Annotated in this window: 19 protein-coding genes and 1 pseudogene; 13 read left to right on the top strand and 7 right to left on the bottom strand. The window is 70.2% G+C overall.

The window, feature by feature from the left end; genetic code table 11:
* Nucleotides 1-2: 2 nt before the first annotated feature.
* The 4 genes from ACFY6U_RS49680 to ACFY6U_RS49665 all read right to left on the bottom strand — a co-directional run bounded on the left by ACFY6U_RS49680 (nucleotide 3) and on the right by ACFY6U_RS49665 (nucleotide 3686).
* On the bottom strand, nucleotides 3-644 hold the full coding sequence (locus tag ACFY6U_RS49680) for a VOC family protein (protein ID WP_390049402.1): 642 nt from the start codon (nucleotides 642-644) through the stop codon (nucleotides 3-5).
* An 11-nt stretch (nucleotides 645-655) separates the two neighbouring features.
* Complete coding sequence (locus ACFY6U_RS49675) at nucleotides 656-1609, bottom strand: fumarylacetoacetate hydrolase family protein (protein WP_390049400.1); 954 nt, start codon at nucleotides 1607-1609, stop codon at nucleotides 656-658.
* A 179-nt stretch (nucleotides 1610-1788) separates the two neighbouring features.
* On the bottom strand, nucleotides 1789-3093 hold the full coding sequence (locus tag ACFY6U_RS49670; RefSeq protein WP_390049398.1) for a PucR family transcriptional regulator: 1305 nt from the start codon (nucleotides 3091-3093) through the stop codon (nucleotides 1789-1791).
* A gap of 224 nt (nucleotides 3094-3317) precedes the next feature.
* Nucleotides 3318-3686, bottom strand: coding sequence for a TetR-like C-terminal domain-containing protein (locus ACFY6U_RS49665; protein WP_390049396.1), 369 nt, complete (start codon nucleotides 3684-3686; stop codon nucleotides 3318-3320).
* 67 nt (nucleotides 3687-3753) lie between these two features.
* Between ACFY6U_RS49665 and ACFY6U_RS49660 the strand changes: the two genes are divergently transcribed.
* The 4 genes from ACFY6U_RS49660 to ACFY6U_RS49645 all read left to right on the top strand — a co-directional run bounded on the left by ACFY6U_RS49660 (nucleotide 3754) and on the right by ACFY6U_RS49645 (nucleotide 7564).
* Complete coding sequence (locus tag ACFY6U_RS49660) at nucleotides 3754-4362, top strand: hypothetical protein (protein WP_115910209.1); 609 nt, start codon at nucleotides 3754-3756, stop codon at nucleotides 4360-4362.
* A gap of 13 nt (nucleotides 4363-4375) precedes the next feature.
* Entirely contained in the window at nucleotides 4376-5716 is a 1341-nt protein-coding gene (locus ACFY6U_RS49655) for a Dyp-type peroxidase (protein WP_390049394.1), read from the top strand.
* Nucleotides 5717-5741: 25 nt separating this feature from the next.
* On the top strand, nucleotides 5742-6839 hold the full coding sequence (locus ACFY6U_RS49650; protein WP_390049393.1) for a catalase family protein: 1098 nt from the start codon (nucleotides 5742-5744) through the stop codon (nucleotides 6837-6839).
* Between the two features lie 98 nt (nucleotides 6840-6937).
* A complete protein-coding gene (locus ACFY6U_RS49645; protein WP_390049391.1) occupies nucleotides 6938-7564 on the top strand; it encodes a TetR/AcrR family transcriptional regulator in 627 nt (208 codons plus the stop codon).
* A gap of 149 nt (nucleotides 7565-7713) precedes the next feature.
* Here ACFY6U_RS49645 and ACFY6U_RS49640 read toward each other — a convergent pair whose 3' ends face one another.
* Nucleotides 7714-8151, bottom strand: coding sequence for a hypothetical protein (locus tag ACFY6U_RS49640; RefSeq protein WP_390049389.1), 438 nt, complete (start codon nucleotides 8149-8151; stop codon nucleotides 7714-7716).
* A gap of 404 nt (nucleotides 8152-8555) precedes the next feature.
* On the bottom strand, nucleotides 8556-10169 hold the full coding sequence (locus ACFY6U_RS49635) for an MFS transporter (protein WP_390049387.1): 1614 nt from the start codon (nucleotides 10167-10169) through the stop codon (nucleotides 8556-8558).
* Between the two features lie 186 nt (nucleotides 10170-10355).
* Here ACFY6U_RS49635 and ACFY6U_RS49630 point away from each other — a divergent pair, with 186 nt between their 5' ends.
* Nucleotides 10356-10994, top strand: a complete 639-nt coding sequence (locus ACFY6U_RS49630) for a TetR/AcrR family transcriptional regulator (RefSeq protein WP_390049385.1) — start codon at nucleotides 10356-10358, stop codon at nucleotides 10992-10994.
* Nucleotides 10995-11038: 44 nt separating this feature from the next.
* The gene (locus ACFY6U_RS49625) at nucleotides 11039-11851 is read left to right on the top strand and encodes a DUF2993 domain-containing protein (RefSeq protein WP_390049383.1); all 813 of its coding nucleotides are present in this window, start codon (nucleotides 11039-11041) and stop codon (nucleotides 11849-11851) included.
* 2 nt (nucleotides 11852-11853) lie between these two features.
* Here the strand turns inward: ACFY6U_RS49625 and ACFY6U_RS49620 are convergent, their stop codons facing one another.
* Complete coding sequence (locus ACFY6U_RS49620) at nucleotides 11854-12489, bottom strand: TetR/AcrR family transcriptional regulator (protein WP_390049381.1); 636 nt, start codon at nucleotides 12487-12489, stop codon at nucleotides 11854-11856.
* 134 nt (nucleotides 12490-12623) lie between these two features.
* Between ACFY6U_RS49620 and ACFY6U_RS49615 the strand changes: the two genes are divergently transcribed.
* The 7 genes and pseudogenes from ACFY6U_RS49615 to ACFY6U_RS49585 form a co-directional block, all read left to right on the top strand.
* The gene (locus ACFY6U_RS49615) at nucleotides 12624-13766 is read left to right on the top strand and encodes a VOC family protein (RefSeq protein ID WP_390049379.1); all 1143 of its coding nucleotides are present in this window, start codon (nucleotides 12624-12626) and stop codon (nucleotides 13764-13766) included.
* A gap of 36 nt (nucleotides 13767-13802) precedes the next feature.
* A complete protein-coding gene (locus ACFY6U_RS49610; protein WP_390049377.1) occupies nucleotides 13803-14741 on the top strand; it encodes a fumarylacetoacetate hydrolase family protein in 939 nt (312 codons plus the stop codon).
* Nucleotides 14742-14760: 19 nt separating this feature from the next.
* Nucleotides 14761-16341, top strand: coding sequence for a bifunctional 3-(3-hydroxy-phenyl)propionate/3-hydroxycinnamic acid hydroxylase (locus ACFY6U_RS49605; protein WP_390049375.1), 1581 nt, complete (start codon nucleotides 14761-14763; stop codon nucleotides 16339-16341).
* On the top strand, nucleotides 16338-18305 hold the full coding sequence (locus tag ACFY6U_RS49600) for an acetoacetate--CoA ligase (protein ID WP_390049373.1): 1968 nt from the start codon (nucleotides 16338-16340) through the stop codon (nucleotides 18303-18305). The genes ACFY6U_RS49605 and ACFY6U_RS49600 overlap by 4 nt, the downstream gene beginning before the upstream one ends.
* A 73-nt stretch (nucleotides 18306-18378) precedes the next feature.
* Nucleotides 18379-18645: a DoxX family protein gene (locus ACFY6U_RS49595; RefSeq protein WP_390049371.1), complete on the top strand. Its 267-nt coding sequence runs from the start codon at nucleotides 18379-18381 to the stop codon at nucleotides 18643-18645.
* A 272-nt stretch (nucleotides 18646-18917) separates the two neighbouring features.
* Nucleotides 18918-19772 (top strand): menaquinone biosynthetic enzyme MqnA/MqnD family protein, encoded by an 855-nt coding sequence (locus ACFY6U_RS49590; protein WP_390049369.1) that lies wholly within the window; start codon nucleotides 18918-18920, stop codon nucleotides 19770-19772.
* 111 nt (nucleotides 19773-19883) lie between these two features.
* Nucleotides 19884-20213 (top strand): annotated as a pseudogene (locus ACFY6U_RS49585) (transposase); the annotation flags it as partial.

Here is a 20213-nt window from a genome sequence, read left to right as displayed (position 1 = left end):
GTTTAGAGAGTCCTCCAGGTGATCGCCCGCCTGTTGGCCCGTGGCGTGGTGCCGGGCCTGGTGCCCGCGCCGGGCCGGAGCAGCTCGGCCGGGTCGTCGCCACGGCGCAGCCGCTCGAGCAGGTAGTCGGGGTCGAACTCGGTGCCGATCGGGTTGGCGGCGAACTCCTCGCTGGCGAAGAAGGCGGCCGTGGCCTCAGCGGTGGGGTAGTTGTCCACCTGGAGCTCCAGGCGGATGCCGTCGGGGTCCTCGTAGTACAGCGAGGTGGTCGGCCCGTGGTTGATGGACCAGACCGGGCGGATGCCCGCCTGCTTGAGTCGCTCGTAGGTGGTGACCAGGCGTTCGAGCGAGGTGAACTGGACGGCGAGGTGGTCGATCCCGTACACCTTGCGCCGCAGCCGTGCCAGCGGGAAGAGGTATCGCAGGACAGACGGCACCGTGACCAGCGCCAGCCGGTGATGTTCGTGGTCCCAGCTGAGGAAGGTGACCTGCCGGCCCTCGTGAACCACGCGGGCGCCGAAGACCACGCGGTACCACGTGATCATCTCGTCGCGGCGGGCGGTCTTGACGACCCAGTGCGCGACGAAGGCCGGCGCGGTGTCGTACACGGGCTTGTGGGTGCCGACTTCTTTGGCGGCTTCCATGAGCGGTCCTTTCAGGACGCGGTGATGGTGGTGTGCTGGCGGCCGAGGTCGATGGAGCCGTCGGGGCTGCGAATGCTCGCGGTCACGAGGTCACCGGGCTGGAGGTAGGGCTTGCGGAGGTTGGAGCGGATGAACATCCGCCAGAGCCTGTCCTCGGGTAGCAGGGCCGTGGCCAGGCGGCGGACCAGCGCCGGCGGGGTGGTCGCGGTACAGCCGTGGGGGGTGCCGGTGAGCAGCAGGTCTCCGGGACTGAGGTCGCAGAACGTGGTCAGCTCGGTGAGAGTCTCAGCGGGCCGGTAGAGCAGGTTGCGGGTGCTGTCGTGCTGGCGGAGCTCGCCGTTGACCTCCAGGCGCAGTTCCAGGTCGTCCAGGAGCGGGAACTCGCCCGGCTCCGGGACCGCGAGATAGGGCCCGACCGGGCAGAACCCGCGGTAGCTCTTGCCCTTGAGGTACTGGCCCTGCGGGAGCTGGACGTCCCGGGCGGAGAGGTCGTTGGCGATGGTGATGCCGAAGACGTACTCGTGGAGATTCTCGGCGGTGACGGTCTCCGCCTGGGTGACCTGCTTGCGCAGCACCAGAGCGAGCTCGATCTCGTGGTCGAGCAGCCGCACGTGGGCCGGCCGGGTGACAGGCGTGTCGGGACCGGTGACCGCGGCGTCCGTCTTGTCGAAGAACAGGTTGAAGGGCCGCGCGTCGGGATCCATCCCGGACTCGATCGCGTGCTGCCGGTAATTGGCGCCCTGACACAGGACGCGACAGGGCGTGGTCACCGGGGACAGCAGCTCCACCGATTCGGTCGGCACTTGGGCAGGTCGCTCGACGGCCGACCGCCAGTCGTCGGCGCCGTCACGGATGAGGTCCGCGGTCGAGGCGTAGCTGCCGGCCAGCGGCGACAGGCCACCGCCGGCGACGGTCGCCCACCGGATCTCGTCATCGAGGCGGTAGCGGGCGAGGTGGATCACCATGCGCGTTCCCCCACGGGGCGGCGGCAGACCAGCGAGGCCGGCGCCGGTGCGAGCGATCGCGGCCAGTAGCCGAAGTACATGCCGACAGTGCAGCGGACACAGCCTTCGCGGCGCTTGGTCCGTGGTGCAGACCGGCCTGCCGCCGATGGACCGAAGTCCAAAAGGGGCCGTCAGCTCCGTCAGCGCGGGGTGGCCTGTTCGCTCAACACGAGGTCGCCGAACTCCTCCGCGAGCGCCAGCGCAACCTGAAGGTGCATCCGCCGGACCTTGATCTCCCGGCCCCGCAGCTGCTCGGCCCGCTGGATGCGGTACGCAACCGTGTTACGCGCGACGTGCAGCAGCTCAGCCGTCGTGTTCAGGCTCCGTTCCGTGTCCAGGTAGCACTTGAGGGTGGTGCGCAGAGTGGTGGCAGGCTCCCCGGATCCGGCGAGTCCACCCAGTTCACGGCGCACGAACCGGCGCGCCTCGTCGAGATGCGTGCTGAGCATGGCGATCACGTCGAGCTCGGCGTAGTCGAACAGCCACCGGTCGGTGCGGGACAGCGTCCCGACCCGGACGGCATCGAGGGCCTGATGGTGACTGGACGCGAACCCCTCGACGCCGGACTCGGGCAGCCCGGCCGCTACCCGCATCCCGGACCGGGGCGTGGCCGTCGACGTCGGCGGCGCCACCGAGGCACCGTGGACACTGGACCCCCACGCCCACACCCGTTGCCGGCCGACAGGCAGGATCAAGGTGCCCGTCGCTCCGCCCGCCCGCAGCAACTGCTCGGCGCACCCTGCCAACCGGCCGGGATCGGCCTGTTCGAGGTCGTCGGTCCACACCACCAAGGCGGTGTGCCGGCGGGTGAGGTCGTAGCCCAGGACGCGGTGCGCATGATCGGCAGCGACCGGCTTTCCGTCGAGGACGTCCTGCACCAGCTCCATGCGCACGGCGGCCGAACTGGTCACCCAGGCGGCGTGGGCCCGGGAGAACTCGCGAGTCATCTCGGCGGACAGCTGGTTGACGATCGTGAACAGCACCTCCGAGACATGCGCCACCGCCGCGAAGCGGTCGGAGGCAGGCAGGTGTCGTTCGGCCTCGGCCAGGAGCTCCCTGACGGCGTAGGCATGAGCGAGCTGGACGCTTTGCAACAGGTGCTCGATACCGACTGCCCGGCCCACAGCCTCCACAGCGCCCGTGAGCGCTTCCGCCGGAGGCTCCGGCACGACCTCGGCATTCTCGGCCAGCGCAGCCACGATGCTCAACGCGACGGCCTCACATCCCTTCCGCAGCTCCCGCACGAGGCCGTCCACGCCAAGCTGCGGGATCTGCGTGGTCACGTGATCAGTCATGCCCTGGGCAAGTTCGATGGCCCAGGCCACCGGACCCGCGCCGACCCGGTCGACAAGCCGGTTGACCTGGGCCGAAGGCAGCACCGACCGGGACAACACATTCCGGCCGCGCGGCGCGAGCTCACGAATCCATCCGCCCGTGTTGTCCACTGGCCCGCGCCACCTCCGTCCGGGACCGAAGCGCAGCGACCAGTCCGTGCCGCCGAGCGCACCCTCAGTCATCAAGTACAACAGACACCAGACATGAAGCGCTCCGGGTCTGATGGAGGCTCGATTCCCACCGCCGCCCGCTCAGCAGGAGCCAGGCGCAGACGAAGCCGGACAGGCATGCCGATGCCTAACGCGGCATACAGAAGTCCCGAGACGCCGGATCGCTACGGTGCCCACGCCCGTAGTACCGCATCCACCACCGCGTCGACCGTGTCGTGACCGAGCCGGGCGCCCACGAGAAAGCGCTGGTAGACGAGCGGGCCGACGGTCGTCATGGCGAACGTCTCGGCTGTGACGTCGTCGCGCAGGAGCCCCCGGTCGACGGCCGTGGTGATGGCGGGGCGCAGGGCGTCGACGATCTGGGTCAGGAGGGTGCGGCGGAGGTGCTGCATCCCGTCGTCGTGCTGGGCCCCGCCCAGTACGTGCGTCATGTGACTACCTGCGAGTAGCGCGTTGACAAGCCTGAGGAGCGAACTGATGATGTAATCAACCCTGCGGAGATGGTCAGAAAGTGGGGCTCGTCCCTCTTGCATGCCACCCGCGGTGGCCTATTTGTGGCGGTACGGGAAGCCTTGCCGCCCACGCCCAAGGAGAAGCGCCATGAGCGAGACAGACCTGCACGCCAAGTTCCAGCAGTTCCCTGATGCGGTCCGCGAGAAGGTCGAGACCGCCCTGTTGGACGCGAAGATCGCTCTCAAGGTCAAGGCCGCCGAGATCCTCGTCGACAAGGCGGAGATGGCCGAACACGCGGTCACCACCGCCGGCCGGATCGGCGCCAAGAGCGGTGAGGTGTCCGAGCTGACGACGATCCTGCCGCTGAAGCCGAACGGCGCGGCGCACCTGCGGAAGTTCTTCCGGCTGATCGGCGGGAACCTGGCGGGCGCAGGTCAGGTCGGCACCCTGCACAACATGCGGTTCGTGTTCCTCGACAACGACACGAAGCTGCTGTTCGCGACCGCCTTCGACGGCGAGTGGGACGCGTACATCGACGACTTCGCCACCAAGATCCCCGAGATGATGGACTACCTGTTCAGCAATGTCGAGGGCTGGCCCGGCATCACCGCCCCGGACGTGAAGGACTTCATCGTCAAGTACCAGATCCCGGCGGAGGCGTGGTTCGTCGCCCACCCGGGCCTCACCGTCGCGGAGGGCCACCGGCTCAAGCGGCAGGAGGCCGCCGTGCAGCGTTTCCTTTCGGACCTCAACTGAAGGCAGGCGCACCATGCCTTCCCCGCTGTTCCGGCGGCTGCGCCGCCCGCCCACCCTGGACCTCGACGACATCCAGGCGACCCTGCTGCGGGCCCGGCCCGAACCCTACTTCGGCACCCACGCGATCCTGGAGATCACCGAACCGGCCGCGGGCAGGGAACTGCTGCGCCGACTGGCGCCCAGGGTGACCTCGGCGGCGCGCTGGGACGAACCGCAGCCGTCCTGGCTGGCCCTCGCCCTCAGCTACCAGGGTCTGGTCGCACTGGGGCTGCCGGAGAGCTCACTGGCCTCCTTCCCGGCCAACTTCCGCGCCGGGATGGCCGCCCGTGCCGAGCGGCTGCGGGACACCGGCGTGAACGCGCCGGACCGCTGGGAGTTCCCCTTCGGCACCCCGCGCGTGCATGCCGCCGTCACGGTGTATGCCGCGAGCGAGGACGACTGGCGGGCTGAAGTCGCCACCTGCGAGAAGGAATTGGGCGAGGTCCCGGGAGTACGGCTGCTGTCGCACCAGGACTTCGCGGCCGACGGGTTCAACGTCTTCGGCTACCGGGACGGCTTCAGCCAGCCGGTGGTCGAGGGCAGTGGCGCCGAACCCCTGCCCGGCGACGGACGCCCCATCAAGGCGGGCGAGTTCGTCCTCGGCTACCCGAGCGAGACCGGTGTGCCGCTGCCCGTACCGGCTCCGGACGTCCTCGGCCGCAACGGCACGTACGTCGTCTTCCGCAAGTACCACTCCCACGTCGCCGCTTTCAACAAGTGGCTCCACGACAACGCCTCCACCGAGGCCGAACGCGAGCTGCTGGCCGCCAAGTTGGTCGGCCGCTGGCGCAGCGGCGCACCTCTCGCCCTGACCCCGGAACGCGACACCCCCGCCATCGGCGAAGACCCGAACCGGATCAACGACTTCGACTACTCCGCCGACCCGCGTGGGCTGCGCACCCCGCTCGGCTCCCACATCCGCCGGATGAACCCGCGCGACACCAAGCTGACGGTCCTCACCGACGTCAACATCCGCCGCATCATCCGGCGCGGCACCTCCTACGGCACCCCGCTGCCCCCGGACCGCCTCAAGGACGACGGCACACCGCGCGGCCTGGACTTCATCGCCCTCGGCGCCCGAGCCATCGACAACGTCGAGTTCCTCCAGAGCGAATGGGTCGCCTCCGGCAACTTCATGGGCCTGGGCAAGGAGAAGGACCCGATGATCTCGCTCCAGGACAAGGGCGCCTACTTCACCGTGCCCGGGACCCCGCCGCGCCGGGTGCAGAACATCCAGTCCTTCAACACCCTCCTCGGCGGCGAGTACTTCTTCATGCCCAGCCTGTCAGCCATCCGCTGGCTCAGCAGCATCTGACCCCCACCCCTTGCGCGAGGCCGCCATGACCACACCCCGCTCGTACGTCCACTACCGCCCCGACCTCGAACAGCCCTTCCCCGACGAGGGGGAACTGATCCGCCAGGTCGTCGCGGCCATGGGCAAGGCCAACCAGCAGGTCGCCGACAAACACCGCCACGGCCTGCGCGACGCCCACGCCAAGAGCCACGGCGTCCTCGCCGGCGAGCTGCGCATCCAGCCCGACCTGCCCGCCCACCTCGCCCAGGGCCTCTTCGCCGCACCGGCCACCTACCCGGTGATCGTCCGCTTCTCCTCCGCCCCCGGAGACCTGCGCTCCGACCAGGTGCCCGTCCAGCGTGGCCTCGCGATGAAGGTGATCGGCGTCCCCGGGCCCCGCGCCCTCGACGACGGCTTCACCACCCAGGACTTCCTCCTGGTCAACCACCCCACCCTGCCGTTCGGCAACATCGCCGAATACGCCAAACTCCAGGGCATCCTGGAGAAACAGCCTGGCCAGAGCGACCAGCAGCTCCAGCTCACCGGCGCGGCCGCCCGCGTGGCCGCCAAGGCCCTCACCCGCGTCGGACGTCCGCTTCCGCCCGCCGTCGAGACCCTGGCCGCCGCCAACGACCACATCCTCGGCGAGACCTTCCACTCCATGGCCGCACTGCGCTACGGCGACCACGTCGCGAAGATGTCCGCCGCGCCCCGCTCGGCCAACGTCAGGGCCCTCACCGGCAGCCACGTCGACAAGAAGGCCGGCGAGTCCGCCCTGCGCGACCTTGTCATCGACTTCTTTGCACACAACGGCGCCGAGTACGACATCCGCGCCCAGCTGTGCACCGACATCGACCGGATGCCGGTGGAGGACGCCTCGGTCCTGTGGCCCGAGGAACTGTCACCGCACCAGACCGTTGCCGTGCTGCATCTGCCCGCCCAGGACGCCTACAGCGACGCCCGCCGCCGCTACGCCGACGACGTCCTCTCCTTCAGCCCCTGGCACGCCCTGGAGGCCCACCGGCCGCTGGGCTCGATCATGCGCTCGCGCCGCGTCGCGTACGCCGCATCCAGCGACTTCCGGCACCGCTTCAACGGCATCGAGCCGCAGGAGCCTTCCGACATCAAGGAGCTGCCCGCCTGACCAGGTCCCGACCGACCCCGGATGCGTCCGCGGGTCGGTCGGGACTCGCATGCCAGAATGGAGAAGTCCCTTCTCCTGGTTTCTTCGAGGTTCCCTTCGTGTCCCAGCCCGTCGGCCGCGTGCCCCAGCGACGCAACGCCCGGTCCAACCGGGCCCGCATCCTCGCCACCGCCCGCCAGGAGCTCGGCCGGAACCCCGACATCACCCTGGAGGAACTCGCCCGCGCCGCCGGTGTCGTACGGCGCACCCTGTTCGGGCACTTCCCCGGACGGGCCGCGCTGCTGGATGCACTGGCCGAGGAGGCCACAGAAGCTCTCCAGGCCGCCGTTACGGTCGGAGCGGGGGCGACGGAACCGGCGGACCGGGCGCTCGCCCACTTCACGTTGGCGCTCTGGCCCGTGGGCGACCGCTACCGGATGCTCCTGGCGCTCGCCCGACGGGACCTCGGCATGGACCGTGTCGCCGGGATCCTGGAGCCCGCCCGGGTCAGGGTCACGGCCATCCTGGAGCAGGGACAACGGGACGGCGTCTTCCACACCCACCTGCCGGCGCCGGTGCTGAGCGTGGGCCTGGAGGCGATGACGGTCGCCCTGCTGGAGGAGGTCAACACCGGGGCGCTGGAGGACGACGGCACCCGGGTGGCCGTCACCACGCTCATCGCGGCCGGTGTGCCGGAGAAGCGGGCGCAGATCGTCGTCGACGAGGTGGCCGCCGCCGAGGGGTGAGATCGCCCCCACAGTCCGACATGACCCCGGTGCGAAGCGCCGGAGGCCCTGCTCTGCCTCGCCAGGCGCCGGGCCGAGGTCCTCTTTGCGATGCTCCGCGACGGCACCTTCTACGAACCGCAGCCAGTTCGGGCGGTCGCTCCGCAGAACTAGACCATGGTCAGGAGGTGATCCGTCGGGCCGTAGTCGATCTTCCAGTCGGCATAGACCCCCACGGCACCATCCTTCTGGCACCGCAGCCCCACGGTCACCCAGCGGACCGACCCGTCGCCGGTGAGCGAGAACGCGACTGCCGTCTCGAACTCCTCGCTCCCGCACGGACAGCAGGCCTCGCCGGGATCCGCGTCCTCCCAGAACTCCTCGCTATCCGCGATGAACGCGCGGCTGCCGCAACCAGCGCACACCCGCTCGGCTCCGCCCTCGACATCGTCAACGAGCACGGAGAACACACGCCCGCCGCATCCGCCGCAGACCGAGGGAACGATCTTCACCAGACAGCCGTCCACACCGTTGCGGAGAAACGCGTTGCGGAGAAACGCTGCGAGCTCCGCAGGGACACCCTCGTCAACCTGATCACCAGCATGCACGGCCCCATCGTTCCAGACCGCCCGAACCAGAACCCATCCACCTTGACCGAAGAGACAGGGGCACCCGCACCTGCCCCGCACCTCCCCGAACGGCTTGATCACCAGCTCGCCAATGCTGCACCGCCCGACTCGGCGTCAAGCCAGTGGTCCCAAACAGGGCCGTCCCCGAAGCCACCCCACAGCGCCTGATCTTCAACAATCGTCCTGGAACTGGGCCCGATTGGGGTCACCTCGGAGGTCCGCTGAACGCCACCCCGGCCCACCAGGACGGACAGCCAAAAAAGGGGGGACGGCGCCGGGCGTCCCCTCCCGGCACCGTCCCGGGGCCGTGCGCCGCTCAGGCACAGCCCGTCCTGGGGGTGGAGGAGGCCGGAATCGGGGTTCCGGCCTCCGGTGTACGGGGCTCAGGCGTCCACGGTCTCGGTCTGCTCCCGGGTCGTCTGCTCCGCTTCCTCCGCACTGTGCTTGGTTGTGTGCTTGCGGCCGGGCAGGACGGCGATGACGATCAGGGTTCCGGCGGCCATGATGATGCCGCCGATGAGGCTGGTGTGGGCGATGGCGTGGGCGAAGGACTCGTGGACCGCGCCGAGCAGGGTCTGGGCCTGCTGGGTGCCGCCCTGGGGGTTCTTGGCAACCTGTTCGGCGACCGCGATGCCGCCGCCGACGGAGTCCTTGGCGGTGTCCATGGCCGCGGCCGGAAGGTGGCCGCCGACCATGTCGGTGAGCTTGTCCTTGTATGACGTGGCGAGCAGCGAGCCGAGGATGGCGATGCCCAGGGCGCAGCCGAGTTCCAGGGCGGTGTCGTTGGCGCCGCCGGCGACGCCCAGCTCCGACTCGGGGAAGGAGCCCATGATGGTGTCGGTGGCCGGGGACAGGCTCAGGCCGATGGCGAAGCCGAGCAGCAGCAGGGGCGTGAGGAAGTCGGTGTAGGTCGAGCCCGTCTCGATCCGGGTGAGCAGGAAGACGCCCGCGGTGCCGATGACCATGCCGGTTCCGACCACGATCTTCACGCCCAGCTTCGGGGCGAGCTTGCCGGTGACCGCGGCGCCGACGAAGACCGCACCGGCCAGTGGCAGCAGGCGGATGCCGGTCTCCAGGGCATCGTAGCCGAGGACGAACTGCAGGAACTGGGTGGAGTAGTAGATCGAGCCGAAGGTGCCGAAGAAGAAGAACAGCACTGCCATCATCGAGCCGCCGAAGGGGCGCTCGGTGAACTTGCGCACGTCCAGCATGGGGTTGGGGTGCTTCAACTCCCAGGCGACGAAGGCCAGCAGGCCCACGCCGGCGACGACGGCCGCGGTGATCGGGCCGACGCCCCAGCCGAAGTGCGGGCCCTCGATGGTCGCGTACACCAGAGAGCCGACCGACACGATCGACAGCAGACCGCCGACGTAGTCGATCCGGCCCATGCCCTCCGCCTTCGACGGCGGCACCAGCAGCAGCGCGCCGACGGCGCCGAGGACGGCAACGGGGACGTTCATCAGGAAGGTCGAGCCCCAGGCGTGGTTCTCCAGCAGCCAGCCGGCGGCGAGCGGACCGGCGGCGATGGCGAGACCGGAGGTCGCGGACCAGGCGGTGATCGCCTTGGCGCGCTCGGCCCTCGGAAAGATCGCGACCAGTAGTGACAATGTGGCCGGCATGACGACGGCGGCACCCACACCCATGATTGCGCGGGCGGTGATGACGAGACTCGTCTCATCAACCAGGCCGCCCATCACCGAACCGCCGGCGAAGATCAGCAGGCCGAGGACGAGCGCGCCGCGGCGGCTGTACTTGTCGCCGATCGCGCCCAACACCAGCATCAGCGCGGCGTAGGGGACGGTGTAGCCGTCGATGACCCACTGAAGGTCACTGCTGGACAGCCCCAGGTCCTTGGTCATGTCGGGGGCGGCCACAACCAACGACGTGTTCGCCATGACCACGATCAGCAGGCTCAGGCACAGGACCAGCAGGGCCCACCAGCGCCGGTGGTAGGGCTCCGTCATCTTCTCGACGGGTGTGTTCGGAAAGAGCGGCATGGTCGGGCTCCTCGGCAGGGGGTGAAGCGGTGGCTTCGGGGGGCGGAATCGATGGGAGCGGCGCAGGGGGGCCAAGAGGAGGCCCGGCACCAGGGGCAGCTAATTGCCCGCTGATGTGCAGACTAGTTTATTGCCCGTTGATGTGCAACTATCGAGTCGCCCTCCCCCGCCTACCGGAGGTTCAACATGATCCACGCACACCTGACAGCCGCCCCGGAACGCAGCCGAACCCTGCTCACACGGGCCCGCATCCTGGAGGCGGCCCGGCAGGAACTCGACCGTGACCCCGACAGCAGCCTCGGTGACATCGCCGAGGCGGCAGGGGTGGTACGCCGCACGGTCTATGGCCACTTCAACGGCCGGGCCGCACTGATGGAGGGGCTGGTGGAGGAGGCCACGTGGGCCTTGCGGCAGGCGCTCGCGGCTCCCCGCCCGCCGGTGGCGGATGCCGTCACGGAGTTGGCGCGCTTCGTCCTCGCGGTGTGGCCCGTCGGAGATCGCTACCGCATCCTGCTCCGCCTCGCTCCCCAGGACCTCGGGGCCGATCGGCTCGCCGAAGTCCTGGCCCCCGCGCGGGACATGACGGAGGCGATCATCGGCCGGGGACAACGGCAAGGCGCCTTTCAGACCGGCGCACCCCCGGTCGTCCTGACCCGGGCGCTGGAGGGGTGCCTGCTAGGGCTGCTGGACTGCGTGAACAGCGGGGTCTGGAGCGATGACGGCACCGGCACCGCGACCGCCGCCCTGATCGCGATGGGCGTGGCCGGAGACAGCGCTGCGGTGTGCGTCCACGGGCTCGTCCGGCCCGCGGGCGACGCCGCGTAGGCGCACTTCCCCGGGCACCACCCGAAGAGGAGAACCAGAGAACCATGTATCAGCCCCACCGCGACCAGGAATACGCAGGCGAGGCCTACTACGCCGGGGAATACGGCGGCGAGCCCTGCTACGGCGACGGCTCCGTGTACGTGAACCCCCCGACCCGGACCAGACGGCGCATGATCATCGCCGTCGCGTCGCTGATGGCCGTGCTGCTCGGCGGGGTCGCGGTCGACCGGATCGCCGCAGCTCGCGCGGAGAGCCGTACGGCCAAGGCGTTCCAGGACGGCATGGGAACCGCCGATCGGCCGTCGGTGCACGTCAGCGGCTTTCCCGTACTGAACCAACTGGCTGCGGGCAGCCTGGACCATGTCGACCTGACCGCCCACGACATTCCGGCCGGCGGCACGACCCGGCCGCTCCCGGTGACGAAGCTGACGGTCGGGATGGACGGGCTGAAGACCTCGGGGAGCGCCGACGAGGCTCACGCGGACGGCGTCACAGCCACTGCGTTCCTGTCGCACGCGGACGCGTCGAGCGCACTCGGCGTGCGGGTGTCACAGGGGGACGAGCCCGGCCGGGTCGACGCGACCGCGCGTCTGCCGCTGGTCGGCGACGTGACCGTGAGCGCGGCCGTCTCGGCGGCGAGCGGAAACCGCATCGCCTTCACGGACGTACGCGCGGAGCAGGGTGAACTGCTCCCTCCGCTGAAATCACTGCTCGACAAGGCCCTGTACGAGCCCATACCGCTGCGGAACGTGCCCGAAGGGCTCAGGCTGCGGTCGGTCACCACCAGCGAGGACGGAGTCGACGCCCGCTTCACCGGCCGCTCGGTCACGTTCCACCCGGACGCGTCGTCCGCGTGAGGTCAGGCGGCGTCAGGCAAGGGGCGTCGGGCGACCTCGTACGCTTCGTCCGCGGGCAGGCCCAGCATCCGCAGGACCATCTCGGCGAGGTTGACCGCGGCCTCGTCGCCGTCCACCTCGGGGCGGGCGAACCGCAGCTCCACCAGGGACAGCAGGGTGCCGCCCAGTGCGGACAGGGCGACCACGGGGTCGACGGGCGTGAAGCGGCCGGAGGCGATGCCGACCTGGAGATCACGCAGGGCGCGTCGGGCCAGTCCCTTGCCCGAGTGGATGTGCGCGAGGCCACGGCGGCGCAGGACCTGCATCAACTCCGGGTGGGACTCGGCCATGCGGGCACTGAGCCGGAAGCCGCCCGCGACCCGCTCCGCCGAGTCGTCGATCCCCGTCAGACGCTCGTCGAAGGCCTGCCCGAACTCCTCAAGGGCATCGACCACCGCCGTCTCGAACAACTCCGCCTTGGAGTCGAAGTGGTTGTAGAAGGAGCCGAAGCCAACGTCCGCGCGCTCGGCGATCGCCTGGATGCTCGCGCTGGTGTCGCCGCTCTCGGCGAGTATCTGCCGGGCCGCTCGCACGAGAGCCCCACGGGTCTCTGCGCGACGCCGCTCGAACCGGTTGCTGGGCGGGGCTGACGTAGACATGCACAGAGTCTAACGGTTGTCCAATGGCGATCGCAGTCCTGATGAATTCATCATTTCCTGCCGCGGACGCCTTGACGACGAAACTGTCACAGATGATGATTTCCTCATTACGGCAATGTTGCTCGGAGGGCACCATGTCTCAAACACGCGTCAACGGGGACGTCATCACGGCCCACCAGGACCTCCACAGCGAGCAGGGCGCCCTGCGCGGCGAACACCCCGGCCGCTCCCGGAATCCCGTGATCAAGGTGGCGGACCTGGCCTGGCTGGAGTTCGAGAAGCCCGACCTGGACCGTGCGGAGGTCTTCGCCCGCGACTTCGGCTTCGGCGTCGCCGCCCGCACCGCGAGCGAGCTGTGGCTGCGGGGCACCTTCGCGGGCTCGCCCTGCATGGTGATCCGGCGCGGTCGTACGTCCCGCTTCATCGGACCGGCGTTTCGCGCCGCCGAGCGGGGTGATCTGGACCGGCTGGCCCGCGCCACCGGATCGTCCGTACGGGACTCCGACGTGCCCGGCGGCGGCAAGGTGGTCGACCTGCTCGACCCGTCCGGCTTCCCGGTCCCGGTCGCGCACTGCGGCGAACAGCTGCCCGCGCTGCCGGAACAACAGCCGCTGCTCCTCAACTTCGGCACGGATCACCGTCGTACCAACGCCACCCAGCGGCCGCCGCGCGAGCCGTCCCGCATCCAGCGGCTCGGCCACGTGGTGCTGGAGACGCGGGTGTTCGGCCGGGCCCTGGACTGGTACCTGGACACCCTCGGGATGATCGTGTCCGACTTCCTGTTCCTGGACGGGCAGCGCGGGCGCGGGCCGACGATGGCGTTCATCCGCTGCGACCTGGGCAGCATGCCCGCCGACCACCACACCCTGGCCATGCACCTGGGGCCGGGGACGGGGTACGTCCACTCCGCCTACCAGGTCACCGACCTGGACTCCATCGCCGCCGGTGGCGAGTACCTCAAGGAGCGCGGCTACAAGCGCAGTTGGGGTATCGGCCGGCACATCCAGGGCAGCCAGCTCTTCGACTACTGGCGCGATCCGGACCACTTCATGCTGGAGCACTTCGCCGACGGCGACCTGTTCTCCTGCGACGTCGAGCCCGGCTGGGCGCCCATGTCGACCAGCGGCCTCGCCCAGTGGGGCCCGCCGGCCACCCGCGACTTCCTCGGCGCGAGCCCCTCCCCGCAGCGGCTCCGCGATGTCATCGAGGCCCTGCGCGGCGACAACGAGATGGACCCGGCACGACTGTTCGGCCTGCTCAAGGCCGCCAACTCCTGACCCCCGCACGCCAATCCCCCTCACAAAGGCACTGACATGAGCACGAATGTCCTGCGCACCGCTGACGGCTGGTGGGTCGTCCTCGGCGACCGGGCCGTCCCGGTCGACACCAAGGCCGTGACCACCGCCGAACTGCTGGCCGACCGGCCGGCTGTCCGCGAGGCCGCCGCCTCCGGCGAACCGGGCACGCCCGTCGCCGACCTGGTGGCGCTCTCGCCGGTCACCACGCCCTGCCGGGTGGTCGCCCAGATGGTCAACTACCGCAGCCACGCCCGCGATTCGGGCTTCAAGGGCGACATCCCGCCCGCCTTCTTCCGCAAGGCCTCCGGCTCGGTCAGCGGCCCCGGCGACGCCGTCGTCCGGCCGTCGCACGTGAAATTCCTCGACTACGAGATCGAGCTCGGGCTCGTCATGGGCGCGCCCCTGCCTGTCGGCACCGTCGTCGAGGAACGGGACCTGCCGTCCTACGTCGCCGGACTGGTGATCACCAACGACGTCAGCGCCCGTGAGGTGCAGCTGACCAAGACGCAGTTCTACGAGAGCAAGTCGTACCCCACCTTCACCCCGGCCGGTCCGTACCTGTCGTTGCTGGAGCCGGAGGACTTCGCCCATCTCCTGGACCTGCGACTGAAGTTGAGTGTCAACGGCGAGCTGCGCCAGGACCGCACCCTGGCCGACATGATCGTCCGCCCGGCACGGGCACTCACCCTGCTGGCCCGCTTCCAGACCCTGGACGCCGGCGACCTGCTGCTCACCGGCACCCCCGGCGGCACGGCCCTGAAGGCCCCGCCGAAGGCCGTCGAGAAGATCGGCGCGCTGCTGCCGCCCGGGGTGAAGTGGAAGGCCTTCTTCAAGAGCCAGGCCAAGAACCCGCACTACCTGAACCCGGGCGACGTGATCACGGCGACGATCGCGACCCCCGACGGCCGCATCGACCTCGGCGAGCAGCGCACGCCCGTCGCGGCCGCGAACTGATCCCCGAGGTGAGCCGCACATGACCGTCGATGAAGCCGCACGTGTGCCCGTCGTGATCGTCGGGGCCGGGCCGGTGGGCGTGACCGCCGCCCTTCTCCTGGCCCGGCGCGGAGTCCGCACGGTCGTCCTCGAACGCCACCTGGACGTCTACCCGCTCCCCCGCGCCGTCGCAGGCGACGACGAGATCCACCGAGTCCTCCAGGCTGCAGGCGTCGGTGAGGAGTTCACCGCGATCGCCCGCCCGGCGAAGGGGCTGCGACTGCTGGACGCCCGGCACCGGGTGATGGCCGAGTTCCGGCGCACCGAGCACGGCCGGCACGGCTACCCGCAGACCAGCATGTTCGACCAGCCCGAGCTGGAAGGCGTACTGCGCGACGCCCTCGCGAAGCGGCCGGAGTGCGAACTGCGCGGTGGCGTGGAGGTCACCGGCGTCGGCCCGGAGACCGCGGGCCCCGTCCGGGTGACCTACCGCGACGACACCGGCGAGCACGAGCTGTGGGCCGACGCGGTCCTCAGCTGCGACGGCGCCAACAGCCTCACCCGCGAAGCCATCGGCGCCGCCTGGGAGGACCTGCACTTCGAGGAACGCTGGACCGTCATCGACGCCGAGACGACAGGTCCCGTCCGCTGCTGGGAGGGCGTCGATCAGATCTGCGACCCGGAGCGGCCGAGCACCTTCATGCGGGTGAAGGAGAACCGCTACCGCTGGGAGTTCCGGCTCCGGGACGGGCAGGAGACGGTCCGCGAGCTGGTGGCCCCCTGGCTGCCGCCCTCGTACGACGGGGACTTCGAGGTGGTCCGCGAGACGCAGTACACCTTCCGGGCCCGCGTCGCCGACCGCTGGCGCAGCGGACGGGTCTTCCTCCTCGGCGACGCCGCGCACCTCACCCCGCCGTTCGTCGGACAGGGCCTGTGCTCGGGACTCCGGGACGCCCACAACCTCACCTGGAAACTCGCCCGCGTCCTCCAGCAGGGGGCCGACGAGCGGCTCCTGGACACCTACGAGAGCGAACGCAGACCGCACGCACGGCATGTGGTCCGCCTCGCGGTCGCCATGGGCTGGGCCATGACCGGTGGCCAGGACGGCGCCGCCGCGATCCGCCGCAGGGCACTGGCCGCGGCCTGCCGCATACCCGGCCTGACCGAACGGGCCGGCCGAGACCTCAGCCCGCCCCTCACCGCCGGACCGCTCGTACGGCGCGGGGTCACCCGACGCCTGGCCGGCACGATGTGTCCGCAACCGTGGGTGAACGTCGACGGACAGCGCACCCGTCTCGACGAACTGCTCGGCGACTCCTTCACCATGCTGACCGCCACAGAAACCGGCCCCTCCCTAACGGCGCTTGCCCACAGCCTCGGCATACGCGCGCTCGGCGTGGCCGACCTCGGCGACGACGGCACCCTCGCAGCCTGGCTGCGCGCCGGACGCGCGGACGCCGTCGTGCTGCGCCCCGACCGCGTCGTGATGGACGTCGTCCCCTCGGGCAGTCACGACTTCACGTCGACCGCCGCCTGGGCCTCCCTGCTGCACACCACCCGAAGCCCCGCCCCTTCCGAACGGACGGCGCCGAAAAGCCTGTTGAGGAGTACGACGCGATGAGCACGCCCTTCTTCACCCCCGATCCGGAGACGGCGGCCACCAGTCGCATCGCGGACTTCGCCCAGCGTCAGGGCATCGCCCCCGGCGACTACGCCGCCCTGCACCGCTGGTCGGTCACCGACCTGGAAGGCTTCTGGGGCGCGGTGTGGGAGTACTTCGACATCGACGCCGACACCCCCTACGAGCGTGTCCTGGCGGAGGAGCGGATGCCCGGCGCACGCTGGTTTCCCGGCGCCACCCTCAACTACGCCCACCACGCCCTGCGTAATCTCGCCGACGACGACGTGGCGATCCTCGCCCTCGACGAGACCGGTCCCGGGTACGAGGTGACCGGCGCCCGGTTGCGTGCCCTGGTGGCGTCCGTGGCCGCCACCCTGCGTGACCTCGGCGTCGGCGAGGGCGACCGGGTGGTCGGCTACCTGCCCTACACCCCGCACGCCATCGTCGCGTTCCTCGCCGCGGCGAGCCTGGGCGCCATCTGGTCGGTGTGCGGGCAGGACTACGCCCCCAAGGCCGCCGCCGACCGCTTCGCCCAGCTCGAACCCACCGTGCTGATCGCCGCCGACGGCTACCTCTTCAACGGCACCACCCACGACCGCCGCGACGCCGTCCTCGAACTCGCCCACGCCCTTCCCACGTTGAAGGCGACCCTGCTGGTTGGCCACGTGGGCCTGCCCTGGCCCTCGCAGGCCTACCCGTCGCTGGTGGTCCCCTGGGAGGGCGCCTCCACCCGCACCGAGGAACTCGTCTGTGTACCGGTCCCGTTCGACCATCCGCTGTGGGTCGTGTTCTCCTCGGGCACCACCGGCCTGCCCAAGGGCATCGTCCACGGCCACGGCGGCGTGCTCCTGGAGCATCTCAAAACCCTGGGGCTGCACTCGGGTTTGGGGCCCGGCGACCGTCTCCTCTGGTACACCACCACTCACTGGATGATGTGGAACCTGGTCGCCTCCACCCTCCTCACCGGAGCCACGACCTGCACCTACGACGGCAGCCCGGCCCCCTTCGCCAAGCTCGACGTCCTGTGGGAACTGGCCGCCCGCCACCGGGTCACCGTCTTCGGCACCAGCCCCCAATACCTGCTGGGCATGGCCAAGTTCGGCATCGACCCCTCCGCGCACGACCTCTCGTCGATCCGCGTCGTCGGCTGCACCGGCTCGACCCTGCCCGCCTCCGCCTACCCCTGGGTCCGCGACCACGTCGGCGACCACGTTCTGCTGGCCTCCATCAGCGGCGGCACCGACATCGTCTCCGGGTTCGCGGGTAGCGCACCCAACACCCCGGTCTGGGCAGGGGAGTTGTCGGCCCCCCACCTGGGCGTGGCGCTGGCCGCCTACGACGCCGAGGGCTTCCCCGTCATCGACCAGGTCGGCGAGCTGGTCGTCACCCGCCCCATGCCGTCGATGCCGCTCTGCTTCTGGAACGACCCCGACGGCAGCCGCTACCGGGACGCCTACTTCTCCTCCTACCCCGGCGTGTGGCGACACGGAGACTGGATCACGGTCACAGGACACGGCTCGGTGATCGTCCACGGCCGCTCCGACTCGACGCTGAACCGCAACGGCGTCCGCCTGGGCAGCGCCGACATCCACGACATCGTCGAACGCCTCCCCGAGATCGCCGAAGCCCTGGTCATCGGTGCGGAGGAGCCGGACGGCGGCTACTGGATGCCGCTGTTCGTGGTCCCGGCGGCCGGGGTGCCCCTGGACGACACCCTGCGCGAGAAGATCCGCGACGCCGTCCGCACCGGCGCCTCACCCCGCCACGTCCCCGACGAGATCCTCGAAGTGCCGGGCATCCCGCACACCCGCACCGGCAAGAAGCTGGAGGTCCCGATCAAGCGACTGCTCCAGGGAGCCCCGGTCGAGCAGGTCGTCAACCCCGCCAGCGTGGACAGCCCCGACCTCATCGACTACTACGCGCGTCTGGGCGAGGAGCGCCGCAGGGGCAGGTCCGCCTCATGACCACCATGCTGGCCGTCGCCCTGTCCCTGGTCTTCTTCCGCTGGGGCTGGCGAAGCTGGCCACGGTGCCGTCCATGCGCCAGGCGGCGGCCCATCTCGGCATGTCGGTACGGCTCTATCGCGTCGTCGGCGCGCTGGAGGTGGCCGGGGTCGCCGGTCTGCTGCTGGGGCTGAGTTGGATGCCGCTGGGCGTGGCCGCCGCGACAGGCCTCGCCCTGCTGATGGCCGCCGCGGCTGTGGTCCACCTGCGCCACGGCGACCCGCCGGTCCGGGCCGTCCCGGCCGCACTACTGGCCCTGATCTCCTTGACGTACGCGGCAACGACGATGACCGCCGGCTGACGCGTCCTGTAAGGCCGGGCACGGCCAGCCCCGTGAGCCTGTGAGGGTGGCGGCCGCCCCTCCCCGGCTCCGCGCGGGCTGCCATCACACACCGGCCTTCCCCTCCCCCGAGGCCGGGGCGGCCCGCGCCGACGTCCGGCGCCTGCGAGACGCTGGGCTCGACAGGCCCCGGACATGCTTACCAGTCGACGACCGGCGCGAGACGACTCTTACGACTAGCCAGCAGCCGGGGGCAGGAAGACGGCCGCGGGGCGTTCAGAGCGGGACTTAAGATGATCTGCATGACGTCCTCCAGCCAGATCCGTCAACCGACGAGGCGACCGCGGGTCGGGCGCAGTGCATTCCTGACATGCACGCCCCTGTACTGGGGCTTGGCGCGGAGCACCGCCCTGTTGGACATCGACCTTGTTCAGGACACACCCGACCGGCTGACGGGACGGTTGCTCTCCGGCGACCTGGACGTCAGCTCGATCTCATTGGTCGAGTATCTGCGGCACAGCGATGACCTCGTGATGCTGCCCGACATCGCCGTCGGAAGTGACGGGCCGATCCAGTCCTGCGCGATCGTCACGAAAGTGCCGCTGAGCGCGTTGGATGGCCGCACGGTCGCACTCGCCACGACCAGTCCCACCTCCGCACAGATGTCCCGGCTGCTGTTGGAGCAGCACTACGGCGTCACTCCGAGGTATGTGACGCGGCCGCCTGATCTTGAGGTCATGCTGGATTCTGCCGATGCCGCCGTTCTGACCGGGGACGCCGCCCTGGCGGCGACGATGAACCGGCCCGTCTCTCCCGGTGTTCGGGCCTACGACCTGGGTGAGCTGTGGAGACGCTGGTCAGGGCTGCCTTTCGTACTGGCCGTGTGGGCGGTACGGAAGGAGACAGCGGCGCGGCAGCCGGACATCGTCGGCATGGTGCACCGCAGTCTGCTGGCCGCGCGCGGCCTCGCGCGGAGTGAGTCCCGCGAGCTTGCCGACCGGGCGGCCGTCTGGGAGCCCTTCACCGCCCCGATGCTGCAGGACTTCTTCACCCGGACCCTCGCCTTCTCCCTCGGGAAGCGGGAACGGCTGGGGCTCAGCGAATTCGCGCGCCGTTCGGGATATGTCACGGCTGCTCTCCCCTCCTAGCTCAGCCTGAGCCTCGGAAAGCATTCCAAGGGCAGGAGCATCACCTCGGCCCTGCCGCGGCACGGGACGCCGAGGCAGGGCGTCAACTGCTGGAGCGGGTGGTCCCCGGCCCGGTGGACCTGGCTGGTGATCGCCGCCTATGCCCAGCTCCGGCTCGCCCGACCGCTGGCCACCGACCTCCGCAGGCCCTGGGAGAAGCCCACCGAGCCGAACAGACTGACACCCGCCCGCGTCCGCAGAGGGTTCAGGAACCTGCACGCGAGGACCGGGTCTCCGGCCGGTGCACCGAAACCTTCCCGGCCGGGGCCGGGCAGGCCGTCGGGCTCGAAGAACCGTCCCCGGGCCACCCGGCATGACGTGGGCGGAGTCCTCGCCACCGGCGAGGCGTTCAGTCGTCCCGCTCACCACAAAGTCGGCACGAAACCGCGTCGAACCGGATAA

Origin of the sequence: Streptomyces sp. NPDC013157, from assembly GCF_042899865.1 — a bacterium.
In the GTDB taxonomy this organism is placed as follows: domain Bacteria; phylum Actinomycetota; class Actinomycetes; order Streptomycetales; family Streptomycetaceae; genus Streptomyces.
The sequence above is the reverse complement of the archived record's forward strand: the minus strand, read 5'-3'. Positions and strand labels throughout refer to the sequence as shown.